This window comes from Frankia sp. AiPa1 (assembly GCF_023243075.1).
GTDB lineage: Bacteria > Actinomycetota > Actinomycetes > Frankiales > Frankiaceae > Frankia.
Genome location: NZ_JALKFZ020000193.1, coordinates 1 through 17,749 on the forward strand (window position 1 = coordinate 1; position 17,749 = coordinate 17,749).

A 17,749-nucleotide genomic window follows, 5' to 3' on the forward strand; every position below is an offset into this window, starting at 1 on the left:
TTTTTGTTTTTGTTCAAAAAAAAAACCCCCCGCCGCCCGTAAACCTAAGGGGGAACCCCCCGGGGGCCCACCACCAGCGCCCGGCCCCCCGGGGCGCGGGGCCCCCTCGGCCGGTTGCCGCTCGGCCGGATCCAGCGCCGGATCAGGGCCGGATTCCGTGCCGGATCCAGCGCCGGATCCAGCGCCGGATCCAGCGCCGGATCAGCGGGGAAGGTCGCGCAGGATCAGGTCGAGGCCGGCGAGGAACTGCGCCTCGTTGTCGTCGCGCAGGTGCGGGGCGACGTCGGACAGGTCCGGATGGCGGTCCTGCGGCGCGTTGACGGCGGCGACCGGTCCGCCGTCGGCGCCGGCGCCCTCCCGCTCCAGGGCCCGGGCGAGCTGGCGGGCCTCGGACAGGGTGTGGCCGAGGGTGTAGAACAGCAGCGTCTGATAGACGTTGGCCGCGTCCAGCGGGTCCATCCCGGCGCGGTGGAGCTGGGCGACGGCATGGTCGGAGCGTTCCCAGTAGGCGCCGACCCCCGGCGGACGGCGCAGCACCAGCGGCGCCAGCGTCGGATGCGCCAGCAGCGAGCGGCGCAGCTGGCGGAAGTTCGCCCGGATGTCAGCCCGCGGGTCGTCGGTCTGCGGCAGGTCCGCCGAGCCGTCGCGCACGACACTGTCGAGCAGCGCGTCGAGCAGCGCGTTCTTGGTCCGGTAGTGCCGGTACATCGCGGTCGGGTCACATTCGAGGAACGCACCGAGGGCTCGCATACTGAACCCGCCCGCGCCCTGTGTGTCCACGACCTGCATGGCCGCCGCCATCAACACCTCCCGCGAGAGCGTCCCCCGGGGGGTGCGCCGGTGCCGTCTCGTCCGCCGCCCCGCCGGCTGCCCGGTCTCGCCTTCGCCTTCGGCCCCGGGTTCGGCTTCGGCGCCGGGCTCACCCTCGGCCCCGCCTTCACCCTCGGCCCCGGGCTCGGGCTCGGCCCCGGGCTCGGCGCTGTCGGAGGGGCCGGCGGCTGAGTCCTGCTCGTCATCGTCGATGCCGTCATGATAATCAACGCCGTTGACGCCCGCCCGCGGCCGGCCTGATCGTCATCGTGGCGGGAGGATCGGGGCGTCCGGGGGGCGACGGATGGTCGGGTCGTAGGCATCGAGCTCGCCCGGTTAGAAGCGGACGTCCTTCACCATCCACCAGAACCGGCCGTCCGGCTCCCCCATCAGCTTGTAGGAGCCGTCGGGCAGGAGCACCGCCCACCCCCGCCGCCAGGGGGAGCAGCACCGCGCGCATCTCGGCACTCGCGCTGTCCCACAGCCGTACCGTGCCATCGTCGATGGCGGTGGCCAAGGTGGTGCGGGAGTGGGCAGATCTGCTTCCCGCTGAAATCGAGACGCATGTGGCGCAATACCCCGGCCGTGAGGACCGGCTGGCTGAGGCTCCGGCGAGGTCCATGGCGGACCTGGCTGACGCGCTGACGCCCGAGGTCGAAAAGCGCCTTGGCGTGGTCTGGTTGACCCCGGCAACGTTCGTCTCCTCGGGTTTTGTGCCGGCGTCCACCTTGCCCGCGCCGCTGCGCATCGTCGCTGAGTGGAATCCCGCCACGGCGGCCATCAATGCCGCGCGAAAGCTGTTCGGGAATCAGGCTCCAGGAGGATCGGAACTTGTCTCGACCGGCTGGCCCGCGACACATTCTACGTATTACGCCCCGCTTTGCTCACTGGCGATCATGGCGGTCTTTGTTCCGCTGAGTATCCGTGCGTATCGCCGGGCGGCCACCAGCTGAAGCCCACAGGCGAAGCGGTCGGAGACGGACATCGCCGTCTCCGACCGCTTCGCGCTTGGCTGCTTGCTGATCCTTCTTTCAGCGCCCTTTTCGGTTTGGGCTGGAAATCGACCGGTACACGGCTGTTATCAGCAGAAAAAGTACTCCGACGAGTGCTAGGGTGATGGCTGCGTTCGCCACGACCGGGAAGTCTTCGATCAGCTTCTGCTTGGCCAGATTGGCGCCAACAATGATAACGACGTAGACATACCAGGGAGCCCACCTACCGTCAGTCGGCTGCTGATTTTCCATACCTGCCTTCGCACCCTCGGGCCGAGTGGTCAAGACTGCTCCTCAATCGCGCGCGGCTTCGGCGATCCGCGGGGCGTTGGGTGAGAGCGGGCACCGTGGTGGCGCACCGCCTTGCTAGCGTTGACCCGGGACGGGCGAGTGGAAACGGCGGACCGTCTTCCGCCGTCCCGTATTAGGCCTGCCGTCTCCGTCGACGGCATCTCGATCGAGCGCCCTCCAACATGCTCCATCTGCTGTTCGCCTGCCTGCCTGTGCGGGTCGGCCGCACGGGTCTCCCCTGAGGTGACGTGGGCGACACCGGGTCGTACACAGGAGTCCGGTCTGCGGCTATGACGAGCATGCTTGAGCGCGGCCACGGGCGCGTCATGCGCTCGTACCATCTGTGTCTCATCACTTCGAAGGAGGCGCTGTCCCGGTCCCTGTGATGTAATCAAGGTCGTGCGGCTCAGCGGCGGTCGGCGCCTACACCCTCCGTCGTTTTTGCGCCCACGCGATCTTCCGGTATGGCTGCAGGACGTGCTCGTCGTCGCAAGCTCGGTGGCGGTTGGCGGTCTCCTCTACGTGACCCGCCTGTATCCCGTCGACCCCGAGCCGGTCCAGCGTTTCTGGTGGGTTCGTATCGGTTTGTTCGGGGTAATCTGTCTTGTGGAGCTGCTCCGGCGTCGGGCGCCCGGGTTCGCGCTGACGTCGGGGTTGATGCTGGTTCTCCTGGATGGCGCCCTCGCCGGCTACACCGGCGTCAGCCTACCGATGCTGGTGGTATTCGCCGATCTCCTCTACGCGGCTACGCTCTACGGCTCGCCGCGGTTGAGTAGAGATATGGTGTTGGTCGCCGTTCTGTGCATGTTCGGCCTGATTCTGGATGCGCAGATACTGGTCGCGGACTGGCGGGCGACAATCATCACCGGATTGTCGGCCTTTCCTCTCATCGTGCTTCCTGTGTGGTTGGCCGCGAACCTTCGGCAGGAAAAGAGGATTTCCGAGGTCGAGCGAAAAAATTCCGTCCAGGTGGCCTGGATAGCCGAGCTCGACCGGGCCGCAGCGGTTGCCGCCGAAAGATCACGGCTTGCCCGCGACCTGCACGACGTGATCGCGGGTCACCTGTCCGCGATCGCGATCCAGTCTGAAGCGGTCCTAGCGACCAGCGGCGGGGCGATCCGGGACCCCGCCCGAAACGGGCTGGTATCGATCCGCAAAAACAGTGTGAAGGCGTTGGAGGAGATGCGGGCGATCATCAACCTCCTCGCCGCGCAGGACAGCGTGGACGACGAGATGACATCGCCGTCCCGGCTCGCCGCGCTGTCCACCGTCGTTGAGTCGGTACGGAGCTCGGGCATAAAAATCGAGGTGAACTCCGATCTCGAGGACTCGCCGTCGTTGCCGATGGCGGTCGATCTCACCGCCTATCGAATCGCCCACGAGGCGCTGACGAACATTATCAAGCATGCCCCCCGGAGTCGGGCGCACGTGGATATCCAGCGTATTGACGGGGTGCTTTCGGTCCGGATTGTCAATGAGCTGCCCGATCTAAGGAGTCAATCCACCATGGTTCATGATGGCGACTGCGTAGTGGGTGATGAGGCGGCGGCCTCCGCCGCTCAGGCGGGAAACGGCCTGCGTAACATGCGGGAGCGGGCCACCGCGGTTGGGGGATCTTTCAGCGCCGGATTCGCCGATGGTGGCTGGCAGGTGTGCGCCCGCCTCCCGATCGTGGATGGAATTGTATGACGATCCGGGTACTCGTCGCCGACGATCATGCGACTGTGCGTGCTGGTCTGACGGTTATTCTCAACAACGCAGAAGGAGTGGAGGTCGTTGCCGAGTCGGCGGACGGCGCCGCCGCTATCCACGAGGCGCGCCAGCGGCGACCAGATGTTACGCTCATGGATGTTCGCATGCCGGTGGTAAACGGGATAGTCGCGACACGGACGATGGTCAGAGAGGGCCTGTCGGACGTCCTGATCCTTTCGGCCTTTGATCTGGATGAATACGTGTACGCGGCGATGCGTGCCGGCGCCGCCGGCTTCCTGTTGAAGTCGCTGGAAGCGGCCAGGTTGATCGATGCGGTGCGCCTGGTGGCTGCTGGCGACGGTGTGCTGGCGCCACAGATCACACGCCGAATGATCTCAACCTTTGCGACGATGAAAGTGAATGTGTCCCCTCGGCCTGTGGAGGAACTCAAGGAGTCTCTGACCGGGCGTGAGCGCGACGTTCTTGCCTGTCTTGGGAAAGGTATGTCGAACGCCGAGATCGCGGGGGCGCTCTTTATCAGCGAGACAACGGTGAAGACCCACGTGTCGAACGTGTTGGCCAAGCTCGAACTGCGAACGCGGGTTCAGGCGGCCATCGCCGCACGGGAGTGGGGTCTGTGACGGCAAGCACCGACGTGTCTGTCGAGCGCTCATTTTTGTGTGGCGGGATCGTTCACTGGGTGTGCGGACAGCGAGATCCATGGCGGGCGCCGGTCAGGAGGACTTGAGGCCCGCACCAGTGAGCGGCAGCACGACCTGGGGCGGGTGGCCGGTCTCGCGACGGAATCGGCTGCTCCATTCGCCGCCCGGTCCTTCCATCCAGGTCAGGAGCCCGGCGTAAGCCGCAGCGGCGGTGGGCTCCACGAACAGGCCATGTGCGGCGAGCCGGGATCGTGCCGCGATGATCGCATCCTCCGTGACCGTGACCACCGAGCCATGGCTCAAGCGGATCGCGGTGAGGATCTCCGTTTTCCTGGGGGGCCCACCGCGACCAGGGCGGCGGTCCAGCCCTGCCGCCTGGTCCGGCCCTCGCCCAGGCGGCGATGACGAACGCGGTGCCGAGCCCGCCGACGCCGAGGGCCTTGACGGCAGTTTCCTACCCGGCGTGGCGCTGCCTGGCGGGGCATTGTTTGATATCCGACAGCGGTGCGGCATTCCGCTCGGCGGTGCGGCGGGCGCTGGCCGCGAGGGCGGCGCGCAGGTCGGCGGGGTCGAGCACCTCGACGCCGTCACCGAGGGCGCGCAGCTGCCCCAGAGCGACGTCCGGGCCCTCGGTGCACAGGGTCACCACTCGCCAGCCGTCCGCATCCGGATCGGACGCGTTGGCCCGAGCATCCCGCGCGGCCACCGGGCCGACGGCGCCGTGCAGGGTCGTGAACGCCTCGGGCGACAGGCGAAGCCGGCAGGTCCAGCGCATCAGCGAGCGGGCGAAGTCGTCGCCGGCGGCGCGCCACCAGCCGGCGAGGTCGAAGTCGTCCGGACGGTCGAACGTCTCCGCGCGCGGTCCGACCGAGACTATCCGGGCGACCCGGTAGCTCAGGATCCGTCCACGGTGCCGGGCGACGAGATACCAGGTCCCGGCCTTGCAGACCAGTCCCAGCGGGTCGACCCGGCGGGTGATCGAGTCGCCGTCACGCCGGGCGTACCCAAGGTCGAGGCGGCGGGCGGCCCAGACCGCCTCGGCGAGAGCGGACAGCTGCGGCACGGCCTCCTCCCGCGCGAACCAGCCGGGAGCGTCCAGCAGGAACCGCTGGTGCACCTGCCCGGCGTGGACGCGCGGCCGGGGCGGCAGCGCGGCGAGAACCTTCGTGCGTGCGGCCACGGCCGCGGTGGCGAGGCCCAGCCCGGCGAGAATCTGCGGCCCGGCCCCGGCGAGCAGCAGAGCGGCGGCCTCGTCCCCGGTGAGCCCGTCGAGATCGGTGCGCCACCCGTCGGTGAGCCGGACGCCGCCGTGGCGGCCCGGTTCGGACCACAGCGGGACGCCGGCGTCCTGCAGCGCGGCGATGTCGCGGCGCACGGTACGCACCGACACCTCGAGCGCCGCGGCCAGCTCGGGCGCCGTGGCCCGGCGTACCGCCTGCAGATGCAGCAGTAACGCGGTCAGCCGACTCGAACGCACCCCGGAATGGTAGTCGGGAAACGGTGACAGCAGATGTCACGGTTGGGCCCGCAGGATGGGCACATGGCCACCTCCTGGCAGGACTTCGAGAACGCCCAGCCCGCGCTGGCGACGACCGTACGCACCCGGTTCGAGGCGTTTCGCCACCACGTGCTGGCCACCCTGCGCCTGGACGGCGCCCCGCGCACCAGCGGGATCGAGGCGACGTTCCGCTCCGGCGAGCTCTGGCTGGGCAGCATGCCCGGCGCCCGCAAGGTGGCGGACCTGCGCCGCGACCCCCGTTTCGAGCTGCACGCCAACCCGGGCCCCGGCACCGACATGGCCGGCGGCGACATCCGCATCGCGGGCCTTGCCCGGTGGGTGGACGACCCGGCCACTCTCGCCCGCTTCACCGACGAGGTGTCGCCGCCGGAGCCGTTCGCCCTGTTCCGCGCCGAGATCACCGAGATCGTCCGCACCAGCGTGGACGAACCCGCCGAACAGATCGTCCTGGAGAGCTGGCGGCCCGGCTACCCTGGCGTCCGCGTCCAGCGCCGCGGCAACAGCCCCGAACCCGCGGTGGAAAGGTGGGCTTGAGCGGTCGTCAGGGCGACTCCTTCGGCTGGGCGGGCCGTGCCGGTCGGCCGACGATGGCGATTATGCGCTGGGCGTCACACCTGTTCCATCTGGATGGCGGCAGGGTGAGCACGCCATCCGGCCGCCGGCCGGCTCAGACCGGTGGTGGCGACGACGAGACTGGCCGCGCCAAGGTTGTCCTCCAGATGCGCGCGACTGGCCGTGCCGGGGATCGGCACCACGTCGCTTCCCTGGGCCAGGATCCAGGCCAGGGCGAACTGGGCCGGCGTGCAGCCATGGTCGGCGGCTGCCCGCCGGACCTGCTCGGCGAGGTGCTGGTTCGCGGCAAGATTGTCCGGTTGGAAGCGCGGCATCCGGCGGCGCAGGTCCGTCGGGCCCAGGTCGTCGGTGCTGGTGATGGTCCCGGTGAGGAAGCCACGGCCCAGCGGGCTGTACGCCACGATGCCGATGCCGAGTTCACGGGCTGTCGGCAGCACCTGCTCCTCGATGTCCCGCGACCACAGCGACCATTCGGTCTGCAACGCCGTGATCGGATGGGTGGCGTGCGCGCGGCGCAGCGTGGCGGGCCCCACCTCGCACAGTCCGAGATGGCCGACCTTCCCCTCGGCGACCAGCTCCGCCATGGCGCCGACCGTCTCCTCGACGGGCACGTCCCGATCCAGCCGATGCTGATAGTAAAGATCGATATGGTCGATGCCAAGTCGCCGCAGGGACGCTTCGCACGCCTCGCGGACGTAGGCGGGCCGACCGTTGTTGACGTACCCGTCATCCCCCGGCACGAGCCCGAACTTGGTCGCAATCACCACCTCGTGCCGGCGGCCCCGCACGGTTCGCCCGACCAGCTCCTCGTTGGTGTGGGGACCGTAGATGTCCGCGGTGTCGAGCAGGGTCACTCCGCGGTCGATGGCGCGCACCAGCGTCGCCTGCGCCTCGGCCTGGTCCGGCTGCCGGTAGAACCCGTTCAGATTCATGCAGCCCAGCCCGATCGCTCCCACCTCCAGCCCCGCGCCCAGCCGGCGGCGCGGCAGGCTGCCCCGACCGTCCGGCGCGTGGACGCCATCGGGGTTCCATCCCTTGTTCGCTTCATTCACGCCGACTCCCCGGTGCTCGTAGTGGTAACCAGCTGTGATGATCGGATGGTTGTCGACCGCGGACACTCGTCGATCTTTCCGTCGATGGCAGTCAGGCAGTCGTCGATCCGCGTCCGTTGGCGACGCAGGCGCAGCCGCTGCTCCTCGAGGATCTGGCGGCGTCGGCCGGCCGTCCGTTCACCCTGCCGGGCGAGACCGAGATACTCGTGCAGCACTCTCAGCGGCATCCCGGTGTCACGCATCAGGATGACGAAACGGATGCTCGCGAGGGTCTCCTCGTCGTAGAGCCGCCGGCCAGCGCCGTCCCGGCGAACCGGCTCGAGCAGGCCCACCCGCTCGTAGAAACGCAGGGCGTTGGGACTGACGCCGCAGAGCTCCGCGGCTACCCCGACCGACATCAAGGTCATGAACACAACCGTAGGACTTCGCCTGCAGGCGAAGTCAACGCGGCCGGCCGGGCGTTGGCGGGTCATCCCGACTGCGCACGCAGGCCGCGGACACACCGCCAAACCGTGAGCGGCTCAGCCAGCCACACCCACAGATAACTACCGAACGTTAAAGATCGTTACAGATCAACGGGAATGGTGCGGAAATCCAGCCGGTGCATCCAGGCTCAGAGCGGTGCCGAGTCGTGCTGCCGTCGCTGCGTGGAGGTGATAATGGTCAGGTGACCGTCGACCTTCGTGACAGCCGGATCGCTGAGGTGTGCCGCCGTTACCGCGTCGCTGAGCTGTCCGTCTTCGGCTCGGTGGCACGCGGCGAGGACACCGAGTCCTCGGACGTCGACCTGCTGTATGTGCTGGCGCCCGACTCGACACTAGGCTTCGAGATCGTCGATCTCCGAGACGAGCTCGAAAAGATCGTCGGCCGTCACGTCGACCTGGTGCCCAAGTCTCGGTTGAAGTGGGTCATCCGCGATCGGGTGCTAGCGGAGGCCAAGGTTCTCTATGCGGCGTGATGAGCTGTACCTCGTCGCCATGATCGAAGCGGCAGCTGCCGCGACAACGCTCGTCCGGGACGTCGACGAGACCGGCTTCGGAGCGAGCGACCTGATCCAGAGCGCCGTTCTGCAGAAGCTCCTGGTGATCGGCGAGGCGGCCGGACGAGTGTCGCCCGAGATCCGCGCGCACGCTGGCCGGACGTGCCATGGCGGTCCGTCACAGGTTTCCGCAACATCGCCGTGCACACATACTTCGATGTCGACTGGTCCATCGTGTGGCGCATCGCCACCACCGAGCTGCGCGAGCTCCACGAGCAACTGACCGCGCTCCTCAAGGCAGAGTTCCCGCTCGTCGCCAGCCAACTCGACCAACCGCACTGACCACGATCACGGCCGACTGGCGGCCCAGCGGTTGCCCGAAAACGGCAGGTGTTCGGAACGCCTGTTCTCCCGGGTAGACGGTGTTCCGGTCGGCGCGGTCACCGAGCATTGTCCCTGTTCGGGGTCCGTGCCGCCCCGTGCGCTCGAAAGACCGAGCGGGAAGTGAGCGGAGGTCAACTTGCTTGGGGCTGGGGTGAGCCTGTCGCCGCGCAACCCCAAAATAGCCGTCAGTGTCGTCTTCGTGGCGGCGATGTTCATGTCGATCATGGATGTTACGATCGTGAACGTCACGTTGCCGACGCTCGGACGGGAGTTCGGCGTCGCCCCATCGAGGCTCAGTGCCGTCTCGATCGGCTATCTGGCGAGTCTGGCGGTGGTGATCCCAGCCTCGGGCTGGGTCGGTGACCGGTTCGGTGGCAAGCGCACCCTGCTCGTGGCGGTGGCGCTGTTCACGGTCGCCTCGGTGCTCTGCGGAGTCGCGAACAGCTTCGGCGAACTGGTCGCGTTCCGGATCCTGCAGGGTGTCGGCGGCGGACTGCTCACACCGACGGGCATGGCGATGCTGTTCCGTGTCTTCCCGCCGGCCGAACGGGTGCGGGCCTCGGGCATTCTCACGATCCCGACCGCGTTCGCGCCCGCGCTCGGGCCGGTACTCGGCGGCCTGCTGGTCACCGACCTGTCCTGGCGCTGGGTGTTCTTCGTGAACGTGCCGATCGGCCTGTTCGCGCTGCTGTTCGGGCTGGCGTTCCTGCCCGAGCACGCCGAGCCGGACGTCGGCCGCTTCGATGTGCGCGGGTTCCTGCTGTCCGGCATCGGGTTCGCGCTGGTCATGATCGGTATCAGCGAGGGCTCGGAACGCGGCTGGGCGTCCCCGCTGATCCTGACCTGCCTGGCGCTCGGCGCGGTTCTGCTCGCCGTCCTGGTCGTCGACCAACTGCGTTCGCGGGCGCCGCTGCTGCACCTGCGGCTGTTCACCGACCGGCTGTTCCGCTCCACCAATATGGTGATGTTCCTGGCCACCGCGGCCTTTCTCGGCAGCCTCTACATCATCGCGCTGTTCTACCAGGACGGCCTGGGCCTGTCGGCGCTGAACTCGGGCCTGTCCACCTTCCCGGAGGCGGTGGGCGTGATGGTCGGCTCCCAGGTCGCCAGCCGGGTGCTCTACCCCGCTCTCGGCCCGCGCCGGGTCATGATCGGCGGGCTGCTCGGCATCGCGGCCATGACCGCGTCGATGTCGCTGGTCGGCGCCGGCACCAACCTGTGGTGGATGCGGCTGGCGATGTTCGGCCTGGGGTACTCGATGTCCCACGTCTTCGTGCCGACCCAGGCAGCGGCGTTCGCCCGGATCAGTCCCGCCGAGACAGGTCGGGCCTCCACCCTGTTCAACGCCCAGCGTCAGTTCGGCGGTGCGGTGGGTGTGGCGGTCCTGTCCACGGCGCTGGCCGCCGTCGGCACCACCCACCTGGTCGGCGGCCACACGGCGCCCGATCTCGCCAGCTACCACGTCGCCCTGCTCGTCGCCGCCGGCGTCGCCGTCCTCGGTGCTCTGGCTGCCCTGACCATCCACGATGCCGACGCCGAACACACCCGCGTCCGCCGCGTCCGCCGCGTCCGGCTCGCGAGCCGCCCGGCGAAGGAACCCGGTCGGCTGGCCTATGGCAGCGACGGCGGCTGACTGGCGTACCGGCTGGGTGGCACACACGCCGGCGCAGCGGCACGCCGGCGCAGCGGCACGCCGACGGAGTGTGGCTTCGTCCGGACCGAGGTGTCCGGACCGGGGAATCGGACTGACGGCGGAATCGGATGTTTGTCAGGTCGGCCTGGCCCCATACCGGTATGCCGGGGGCGGCGCGCCGGTACCTTCGTCGAAGGGTGGATGCGAAGGAGGGTGCGCCATCAGTACCGCGCAGCTTCTGGCCGTCGCCGCCGTGATGGCGGTCGGACTGGTCGGAGTCGTGCTTCCGGTCCTGCCCGGGCTCGTCCTGGTCTGGGGGGCGGGGCTGTGGTGGGTGATCGCGGACGGCGGCGGGGTGGGCCGTTGGATTGTGCTGGCGCTGATGACGGCACTGTTCGTGATCGGTACGCTGACGAAGTACGTCCTTCCCGCGCGGGCCACCTCGGGGCGGGGCGTGCCCTGGCCGAGCCTGGTCATCGGCCTGGTCTGCGCGATCGTCGGCTTCTTCGTCATCCCCGTGGTGGGCCTGCTGGTCGGTGGGGTGCTCGGCATCTATGCGGCGGAGCTGGTCCGCCTCGGTGACCCTCGTACCGCCGCCGCCACCACCTGGGCGGCGATCGTCGCCTTCGGCATCGGCGTCCTGGTGGAGCTGTTCGCCGGACTGGCGATGGCCGCGGTCTGGGCCGTCGGCGAACTCGTTCTGTAGCTCTGCCCTCCTCGGCAACGCTGCCTCCTTGGCCGCTGCCCCTTCGGCCACGCCGCCCGCTCGGTGACGCCACGCTTCGGCGATTCTGCCTTTTCGATGGCAAAGACCCGTGAACGGCGGCGTCCGGGGCGCACGGCGGCGGTTTTTCGGGCTTTTTGGCTCTTATTCCGGACTGCGCCTGGGCGGGGGAATCGCATCTTCTGTTTTCGTTGTCTACGTGCAGGAACAACGCCGCCGGATGCCCGGGTGCGCCCCGTACGCCGTTCGGAGCGGTGTAGGGGTCGGCATAATGCGGGAATGATGGATCCGCGCCGGGAAATCGGCCAGATGATTGCCGACGCCCCGACGCGGAACGAACGTGCGGCACCGGGGCGTGCGCGCGGCTCTGCCACGGCCCACGCTGTCGCGGCTGGCCCTTTCGCGGCGGGCACTGTCGCCGACGGCTCGCTCGGGAGTGGGCCGTCGGGGCCGATGGTGTTGATTCAGAGTCCGACGGTCGTCCAGCCGGTGGAGACGTTCGTGTTCCAGGCGGGCCGCCCCGCCTATGATCCGGTGCGGGCGGCGGCGGAGTCCGCCATGGTGCGGTCCGCGCTCGTCGAGCTCGGCGCCGAGGCGTGGTCGCCGTCGGAACTGCTCACCATGCTGCCCCGAGGCGTCCTGCTGGAGCTCGCGGCGCGGGCGGTCAGCGCCGACGACGACGCGCGGCTGCACGCGGCCCGGGAGGCGCTGCGGGACTGGTCGGTGCCCGCGCTCGCGCCCGTGGTGCTGCGCCAGCCGCGGTTGCTGCTCGAAGCGGGCGCCGGCGGTGGGGTGATCGGCCCCGAGACGTCCGATGAGAGTTACGCGTTGCGACCGCTGACCGGTCTGATGTTCCCGCGCGACCATTACGTCGATCTGGGCGGTGCCGTCGCCGTCGGGCGGCTGTGGCGGCGCGAACGCGCCCGCGAGACGGTGGTCATGGCCGCGGTGCTGCGCGGGCTGCGGGGACGCTCGGCCGAGGTGCGGGTCCCCGAGCCGCTGTATCTCGCCGGTGGCGACGTGGTGACCTGCGGCGGCGTGGCCGTGCTCGCCACCGGGGCGCGCACCAGCCCGGCGGCGTGGGGGCTGCTGCGACCGCACCTGCGGGCGGCGTTCACCCACGTCGTGCGGGTCCGGGACGAGCTGCGCCGTCCCGGCGAGCCGCACCTGGACCACTGGTTGGGCCTTGGTCCCGGCATCGCCCTGGTGGCCGCCGACCGGCTGGACGCCCCGGCCGTGGTCGAGAGCCCGGCGGGCCGCGCGCATCCTGGTGCCGGCACCGTCCGTGCGGCCTACGTTCCCGCCGGTCCCCGCGGGCATCTGAACGGCGGGTCCGGCGACCCGGACGGCGAGGGGATCGTCGGGCGGGAGACGACACTGGTGGACGCGCTGCGCAGCATCGATCTGGCAGTCTGCCCGCTGGCTCCGGAGATGGTCGCCGGTTTTGCCGCCGGAGTCTTCTTCCTGCCCGCCGCGCCGGGCTCTACTGGCTTCGACGAGCCGGCGGCGCTGGTCTCGACGGCGAGCGCGCCGTGGACGGAGCCGGTGCTCGCCCGGTTCGGCGTGCATACCGTCGCCGTTCCGTTCGATGAGCATCACAAGCAGTTCGGCAGCCTGCACCGGGCACTCAACACCGTTCCCCTACCGCCGACGGCGTAGGCCCGTTCCCCTACCGTGCCCGGGCCGCGGCGCTGGCCCGACCCATGGCGCGGCGGAACTCGACGATGGTGGTCCGTACTCGCGCGATCTGTTCTCCGTGCGCGCGGGCCGGCGGGGCGCCACGAGCGTCGAGGGCACGGGTCATCGCGCGCAGCGCCCCTCGAGTGGCGAGCAGCGCCTCGACACCGTCGTAACGATGCGGCCCGGGATGGCCGTGCTCGCGTGAACTGCCGTGCTCGTGTGAACGGGGGTGTCCGCGCAGCCGGGCCAGCGTCCGCGCGCGGGTTCGGTCCAGGGCGCGATGGGCGCGCAGCGTCGGGGCGATCTCCGCCAGGCGGTCGAGTGAGCTCTCCACCTGGGCGTGGGCCTCGGTCAGCGCGGCCCGCAGATCAGCGGGATCGGGCCCGCGCCGGGGGCCGGGCGGGCGGGGGCTGCCTCGCCGGCGACCGGTCTGGGCGACCACCAGATAGTCGGTGAGCGCGGCGAGCACATCCGCGACCCGGCGGCGCAGCACGTCGCCGGTGCGCACCGGCAGGACGAACCAGGCCGCCGCCAACCCGATCACGGCACCGAGCCCGACGGCGAGCAGACGTTCGCGCAGGATGCCCGTGCCGCTCTGCCCGTAGTAGCCGTAGAGCAGCGCGAGCACCCCGGTCACGCAGGCCGCCCACCACGCATAGGATGCGGCCCGCAACCAGACACCGACCGTGAGCAGCACGAAGATCGCGACGATCGACCATGGGTTGTGCACCGGTAGGTGACCGGCCAGGACACCGGCCGCGGCCGTCCCCAGCGCCGCGCCGACCAGCCGCTGCCCGCTGCGCAGGGCGACGTCCCCTCGCCCGCGGTTCCCGCTGTTGACGATGTAGGCGGTCAGGACGAGCCAGGTCCGATGCTCGGGGAAGAGCCGAGCGCCCAGCACGAAGGCCGTTCCCAGCGCCACCGCGAGCTGCACGGCCATGCGCGTACTGGCCGGCAGCCGACGCCGACCGGGCCGGGAAGCACCCACCATCCTGGCCTGCGCCGGGCCGGCGGCGGCACCGGCGGCACCGGGGGCGGCCGGTGCCGCCGGTGCGGTATCGGGGGCGGCCGCGGCATCCGAGGCGGCGGTATGACGGGCCTCGAGGAGCCTGGCCAGCAGGCCCGCGAGGAGGGTCCAGCCGGTGGCGATCAGCGCGATCACGACCAGGGTGAGCCGGGATATCCCATGGGTGTGCGGCGGAACCGGTGTGATGATCAGGGCCAGGAACGGCAATGTCATCAGGGTGCCGGCCCGGGTGCCTGCCGGGCCGAAGCGGCGCAGCCAGACGGCGCCACTGAGCGCCACGGTGAACAGCACCTCGCCGAGGGCGCGGTGGCGGATGGAGAGCGTGGCGACCTCGCTGGCGACCAGGGCAACTGTCGGCGGCACGACTACCGCCAGCAGGCGGCCGTGCCGGGGCTGGCCGCGCCGCCCGACCCGGCCGAGCGTCAGCGCCAGGACGACAGCGAGGACCACCGCCCCACCGGAGACGCTGGAGTCCGCACCGCCGGTCAGTGCGCGCAGCGCCATCGCCGAACCGAACGTGGCGAGGACGGCGCCCATTGTCGTCGCCACCACGATCCACGACTCGCACCGCCGATACGCCCGCAAGATAGTCGTCAGTGTTAACTTTCCTGTGGCGGGGGTGGCGGCACTTGTGCTGCTGGTGGCGGCCATGATCCCGCATGATAGTAAGTGGATGCGTGATATTCGAGGAGCCGGGTCCGGCGGATCCGGCAGTGCCGGCACTGCCGGCCCGGCGGGTCCAGAGGGCGCACGAGGCGCCCGGCCGGATGGAGTCGGCGGCGGCGGTTCGGCGCGCGGTGACGAACCTGGGGCGTCGGCTGCGGGCGGAGCGGCCCGCGGGTGCCCTGAACGGGACGAAGCTGAGCGTGCTCAGCCACCTGTACCGGCTTGGCCCGAGCACGGCCGGAGCGATCGCCGCGGCCGAACGTCACCAGCCGCAGTCGCTGTCCCGCACCTTCGCCGAACTCCAGGGCGCCGGGCTGATCAGTCGTCGGCCGGCCGAACAGGATCGGCGGGCCGTCGTTCTGGCGATCACCGAGGCCGGCCGGGACGCACTCGTCGTGGACATGGCACACCGGGATTCCTGGCTTGCCCAAGCCATGGAGGATCTCACCGGCGCGGAGGTCGAACTGGTGCGCATCGCCGCCGAGCTCCTCGACCGGCTGGCCGAACGTCCACGCTGAGGGCGCCCGGGGCACCGGCGCCGCCGGCTGGAGCCGGTCGGCTAGCGGGGTTTGCGGCCCTCGACGCCGCGGGTGCGCGGCCGGCGGCCGGCGGGGTGGGACCCGGGGCCGGTGCGGCCCGCTGGGCGGAACCGGCCGGCCGGACGCGGCCGGCGTCCTGGACGGCGCATCACGCGGTGACCAAGGGCGCCGGCGTGCCGTCGATGTGGGGGACGGTGATCGTGGTGATCAGCAGGCCTCCTTCGGCGCGCCAGCGGCCGTCGAAACCGGTGAGAACGCCCTGGCCGAGCGCGGGGCCGTCGACCAGTAGCCGGGCGGTGAACGTCCCTTCGCCTCGCACGGTCGCCGAGGAGGGACGGCTCGCGACCCCGACCGGGCCGTCCAGGTGGTCCGGTGGACGCCCGAGTGGTGCCGTGCCCGGGTCGAGGGCGAGCACGGCGTCCTCGAATCCCAGCCAGCGCTGGGCCAGGGGGAACCACGCCTTGTACACGGATTCCTTGGCGCTGAACAGCAACCGGTCCCAGCGGATGGCCGGCCGGTCTGCGAGGAGATCGGCGAGCCGGGCCGCCTCGTCGGCCACCGTGATCTCCTGGGTGACCCCGGCCGGGTTCGGCTCGTTCGGCTCGGCGTCGATGCCCAGGGTGTGCAGATCGCTGGCCCAGGCGACGGCGGCGGCCCGGTAGCCGGCACAGTGGGTGATGCTGCCGACGACGCCGTCCGGCCAGCCGGGCGCGCCGCGTGGGCCGGGCAGGATCGGCGCCGGGGGCAGACCGAGCTGGCGCAACGCCTGGTGGGCACAGATCCGGGCGGTGGTGAACTCGCGCCGCCGTTTCTCCACGGCCCGTGCGAGCAGCGCCGACTCCTCGGGGAACAGCACCGCGGCGAGATCGTCCTCGAACGCCTCGACCGCGATGGCCGCCGCGGGCAGCAGGCTCGCGAGCACCGCCGTCAGCTCCGCGCCGCCGCGCCGGTGTCCGGCGAGACTGTGCCGGACACGGCCGCCCTCGATGTTCCGCCGGCCGAGGATCCGCCGGCCCGCTGCCCGCCGGCCTGTGCTCGTCCAGGTCGCGGCACGTACGGCAGGATCTGGCGCGGGCCGGCGAAGGGCCAGCCGTGCGCCTCCCAGGCCACCCGTTCCCGCGGATACCCCATCGAGACCTCCTCGAAGCGGACGTCGTCGTACCAGGTCGTGCGGGGGATGTGCAGGTGGCCGTAGACGGCGGCGGCGGCGCGGAAGCGCAGATGCCAGTCGGCGGTGGCGGTGGTGCCGCACCACAGCGCGAACACCGGGTAGCGCAGGATGTCCGTGGGCTGGCGCACCAGCGGCCAGTGGTTGACCAGAACCGGGGGGATGGCCGGGTCGAGCGCCGCCAGCCGCCGCGCGGTGTAGTCGACGCGAGCGCGGCACCAGTCGTCGACGTGGGGATAGGGATCGCTGTGCAGCAGCCACTCGTCCGTGCACACCACGCCGGTGCGGTGGGCCAGGGCGAGCGCCTCGTCGCGGGTGGCCACGCCGGCCGGGCGGAAGCTGTAGTCGTACGGGACGAACAGCGGGGTCACGACGGCCGGACCGCCTTCGCCGGACCACACCGGATAGGGATCCTCCGGGGTGAGTACGCCGAGGTCACGGGCGGCCTCGACCAGATAGCGGTAACGGGCTTCGCCCCGCAGGCGCAGCGGGTCCTGCTTGGCCGTCCACAGCTCGTGATTACCCGGCACCCAGAGGACCTTGGCAAAGCGACGCGTCATCAGACGCCAGATCGCGAGGATGTCGGCCGCGATCTCACCGACATCGCCCGCGAGGATAAGCCAGTCATCGGGGGAGTGCGCCTCGATGCCCTCGACGAGCTGCCGGTTCTCGGCGTAGCCGACGTGGACGTCACTTACGGCCATCAACCGGCCGCTGTGCGCCGACGAATCCGCGGGGGCCACAGTGTGAAGCCTACCGGCGTCGCCGCGATTCTGTCCGCCGCTCGCAGGATCCGCTTCGCGACATCGCCCGCCGGTTTCGCGTGGACCGGGTGTCACCTATGTGTCCGTCGCGGATATCACCACTGTGCCGGTCAATGTTCGGACCGGGCCGTCGCGGGGCATGCCGCGGGAGATCATGCCTGTCGACACGGAGGAGACGATCTCCCGCGGCAGAGGCGAGAGGAACGCGGACGATGGATGACTTCGGGACCGTGCTGCTGGTCGGCCTGGGCGTGCTGGTGGCGGTCGGCCTGGTGCTGACGGCGGTCGCGCTGGTGGTCATCCGGCGCTACGAGCTGCCGGTACGCGGGATCGTCGCGACGCTGGCCAGCCTCGCCTACGTGGTCTCGCCGGTGGACGCCGTCCCCGAGATCCCGCTCGGCCCGATCGGCCTGGTCGACGACCTGCTGGTGATCATCGGTGCCGTGGTCTACGTGCACGGTCTCGTCCAGGCCCGCCGCGGCGGACCAGGCCATGCCTCCGGGCTGGCCCGCGATCTACCCCCACCCGCCCGCTGGCCCCGACTGAGCCGGGGCCAGCGGGGCCGCCGCTGACGGGCGGGCCGCTGATCATTGC

General features: G+C 70.4%; 22 protein-coding genes. 12 read left to right on the forward strand and 10 right to left on the reverse strand.

Annotated features, from left to right (window positions below; genetic code table 11):
• Positions 1 to 201 precede the first annotated feature (201 nt).
• Positions 202 to 801, reverse strand: a complete 600-nt coding sequence (locus MXD95_RS26990; RefSeq protein ID WP_285223793.1) for a TetR/AcrR family transcriptional regulator — start codon at positions 799 to 801, stop codon at positions 202 to 204.
• Positions 802 to 840: 39 nt separating this feature from the next.
• Between MXD95_RS26990 and MXD95_RS26995 the strand changes: the two genes are divergently transcribed.
• Together MXD95_RS26995 and MXD95_RS27000 are read left to right on the forward strand one after the other, a co-directional pair.
• The gene (locus MXD95_RS26995; protein ID WP_250643555.1) at positions 841 to 1,002 is read left to right on the forward strand and encodes a hypothetical protein; all 162 of its coding nucleotides are present in this window, start codon (positions 841 to 843) and stop codon (positions 1,000 to 1,002) included.
• A 317-nt stretch (positions 1,003 to 1,319) separates the two neighbouring features.
• The gene (locus MXD95_RS27000; RefSeq protein ID WP_250643556.1) at positions 1,320 to 1,763 is read left to right on the forward strand and encodes a hypothetical protein; all 444 of its coding nucleotides are present in this window, start codon (positions 1,320 to 1,322) and stop codon (positions 1,761 to 1,763) included.
• Between the two features lie 78 nt (positions 1,764 to 1,841).
• Here MXD95_RS27000 and MXD95_RS27005 read toward each other — a convergent pair whose 3' ends face one another.
• The gene (locus MXD95_RS27005; RefSeq protein ID WP_250643557.1) at positions 1,842 to 2,087 is read right to left on the reverse strand and encodes a hypothetical protein; all 246 of its coding nucleotides are present in this window, start codon (positions 2,085 to 2,087) and stop codon (positions 1,842 to 1,844) included.
• Between the two features lie 483 nt (positions 2,088 to 2,570).
• Between MXD95_RS27005 and MXD95_RS27010 the strand changes: the two genes are divergently transcribed.
• Positions 2,571 to 3,782 (forward strand): sensor histidine kinase, encoded by a 1,212-nt coding sequence (locus tag MXD95_RS27010; RefSeq protein ID WP_250643558.1) that lies wholly within the window; start codon positions 2,571 to 2,573, stop codon positions 3,780 to 3,782.
• Positions 3,779 to 4,426 (forward strand): response regulator, encoded by a 648-nt coding sequence (locus MXD95_RS27015; protein ID WP_250643559.1) that lies wholly within the window; start codon positions 3,779 to 3,781, stop codon positions 4,424 to 4,426. Before MXD95_RS27010 ends, MXD95_RS27015 begins: the two co-directional genes overlap by 4 nt.
• A 93-nt stretch (positions 4,427 to 4,519) precedes the next feature.
• Here MXD95_RS27015 and MXD95_RS27020 read toward each other — a convergent pair whose 3' ends face one another.
• Both MXD95_RS27020 and MXD95_RS27025 read right to left on the reverse strand, forming a co-directional pair.
• Positions 4,520 to 4,735, reverse strand: coding sequence for a hypothetical protein (locus MXD95_RS27020; protein ID WP_250643560.1), 216 nt, complete (start codon positions 4,733 to 4,735; stop codon positions 4,520 to 4,522).
• Positions 4,736 to 4,901: 166 nt separating this feature from the next.
• Complete coding sequence (locus MXD95_RS27025; protein ID WP_250643561.1) at positions 4,902 to 5,924, reverse strand: helix-turn-helix transcriptional regulator; 1,023 nt, start codon at positions 5,922 to 5,924, stop codon at positions 4,902 to 4,904.
• Between the two features lie 63 nt (positions 5,925 to 5,987).
• Between MXD95_RS27025 and MXD95_RS27030 the strand changes: the two genes are divergently transcribed.
• Positions 5,988 to 6,500 carry a pyridoxamine 5'-phosphate oxidase family protein gene (locus tag MXD95_RS27030; protein WP_250643562.1) on the forward strand — a complete coding sequence of 171 codons (513 nt, stop codon included), beginning with the start codon at positions 5,988 to 5,990 and terminating at the stop codon, positions 6,498 to 6,500.
• Positions 6,501 to 6,574: 74 nt separating this feature from the next.
• Here the strand turns inward: MXD95_RS27030 and MXD95_RS27035 are convergent, their stop codons facing one another.
• Both MXD95_RS27035 and MXD95_RS27040 read right to left on the reverse strand, forming a co-directional pair.
• Positions 6,575 to 7,657 carry an aldo/keto reductase gene (locus MXD95_RS27035; protein ID WP_250643563.1) on the reverse strand — a complete coding sequence of 361 codons (1,083 nt, stop codon included), beginning with the start codon at positions 7,655 to 7,657 and terminating at the stop codon, positions 6,575 to 6,577.
• A complete protein-coding gene (locus MXD95_RS27040; protein WP_250643564.1) occupies positions 7,588 to 7,998 on the reverse strand; it encodes a MerR family transcriptional regulator in 411 nt (136 codons plus the stop codon). The genes MXD95_RS27035 and MXD95_RS27040 overlap by 70 nt, the downstream gene beginning before the upstream one ends.
• Before the next feature lie 224 nt (positions 7,999 to 8,222).
• Between MXD95_RS27040 and MXD95_RS27045 the strand changes: the two genes are divergently transcribed.
• Both MXD95_RS27045 and MXD95_RS27050 read left to right on the forward strand, forming a co-directional pair.
• Positions 8,223 to 8,549 carry a nucleotidyltransferase family protein gene (locus tag MXD95_RS27045; protein ID WP_250643565.1) on the forward strand — a complete coding sequence of 109 codons (327 nt, stop codon included), beginning with the start codon at positions 8,223 to 8,225 and terminating at the stop codon, positions 8,547 to 8,549.
• A 183-nt stretch (positions 8,550 to 8,732) separates the two neighbouring features.
• Positions 8,733 to 8,912: a HepT-like ribonuclease domain-containing protein gene (locus MXD95_RS27050; protein ID WP_250643566.1), complete on the forward strand. Its 180-nt coding sequence runs from the start codon at positions 8,733 to 8,735 to the stop codon at positions 8,910 to 8,912.
• Positions 8,913 to 8,918: 6 nt separating this feature from the next.
• On the opposite strand, the gene MXD95_RS27055 is transcribed toward MXD95_RS27050, so the two are convergent.
• The gene (locus MXD95_RS27055) at positions 8,919 to 9,203 is read right to left on the reverse strand and encodes a hypothetical protein (protein WP_250643567.1); all 285 of its coding nucleotides are present in this window, start codon (positions 9,201 to 9,203) and stop codon (positions 8,919 to 8,921) included.
• Here MXD95_RS27055 and MXD95_RS27060 point away from each other — a divergent pair.
• The 3 genes from MXD95_RS27060 to MXD95_RS27070 all read left to right on the forward strand — a co-directional run bounded on the left by MXD95_RS27060 (position 9,193) and on the right by MXD95_RS27070 (position 12,970).
• Positions 9,193 to 10,587, forward strand: coding sequence for an MDR family MFS transporter (locus tag MXD95_RS27060; protein WP_250643568.1), 1,395 nt, complete (start codon positions 9,193 to 9,195; stop codon positions 10,585 to 10,587). The genes MXD95_RS27055 and MXD95_RS27060 overlap by 11 nt on opposite strands.
• Before the next feature lie 220 nt (positions 10,588 to 10,807).
• Positions 10,808 to 11,293, forward strand: a complete 486-nt coding sequence (locus MXD95_RS27065) for a DUF456 domain-containing protein (RefSeq protein ID WP_518456275.1) — start codon at positions 10,808 to 10,810, stop codon at positions 11,291 to 11,293.
• A gap of 471 nt (positions 11,294 to 11,764) precedes the next feature.
• The gene (locus tag MXD95_RS27070) at positions 11,765 to 12,970 is read left to right on the forward strand and encodes an arginine deiminase family protein (RefSeq protein ID WP_250643570.1); all 1,206 of its coding nucleotides are present in this window, start codon (positions 11,765 to 11,767) and stop codon (positions 12,968 to 12,970) included.
• A 10-nt stretch (positions 12,971 to 12,980) separates the two neighbouring features.
• Here MXD95_RS27070 and MXD95_RS29070 read toward each other — a convergent pair whose 3' ends face one another.
• On the reverse strand, positions 12,981 to 14,567 hold the full coding sequence (locus MXD95_RS29070; protein WP_250643571.1) for an FUSC family protein: 1,587 nt from the start codon (positions 14,565 to 14,567) through the stop codon (positions 12,981 to 12,983).
• 164 nt (positions 14,568 to 14,731) lie between these two features.
• Between MXD95_RS29070 and MXD95_RS27080 the strand changes: the two genes are divergently transcribed.
• Entirely contained in the window at positions 14,732 to 15,202 is a 471-nt protein-coding gene (locus MXD95_RS27080; RefSeq protein ID WP_250643572.1) for a MarR family winged helix-turn-helix transcriptional regulator, read from the forward strand.
• Positions 15,203 to 15,371: 169 nt separating this feature from the next.
• Here MXD95_RS27080 and MXD95_RS27085 read toward each other — a convergent pair whose 3' ends face one another.
• The gene (locus tag MXD95_RS27085) at positions 15,372 to 16,145 is read right to left on the reverse strand and encodes a 4'-phosphopantetheinyl transferase family protein (RefSeq protein WP_250643573.1); all 774 of its coding nucleotides are present in this window, start codon (positions 16,143 to 16,145) and stop codon (positions 15,372 to 15,374) included.
• 5 nt (positions 16,146 to 16,150) lie between these two features.
• Entirely contained in the window at positions 16,151 to 17,095 is a 945-nt protein-coding gene (locus tag MXD95_RS27090) for a metallophosphoesterase family protein (protein ID WP_250643574.1), read from the reverse strand.
• 272 nt (positions 17,096 to 17,367) lie between these two features.
• Here MXD95_RS27090 and MXD95_RS27095 point away from each other — a divergent pair, with 272 nt between their 5' ends.
• Positions 17,368 to 17,727: a YkvA family protein gene (locus MXD95_RS27095; RefSeq protein WP_250643575.1), complete on the forward strand. Its 360-nt coding sequence runs from the start codon at positions 17,368 to 17,370 to the stop codon at positions 17,725 to 17,727.
• Positions 17,728 to 17,749: the final 22 nt, after the last annotated feature.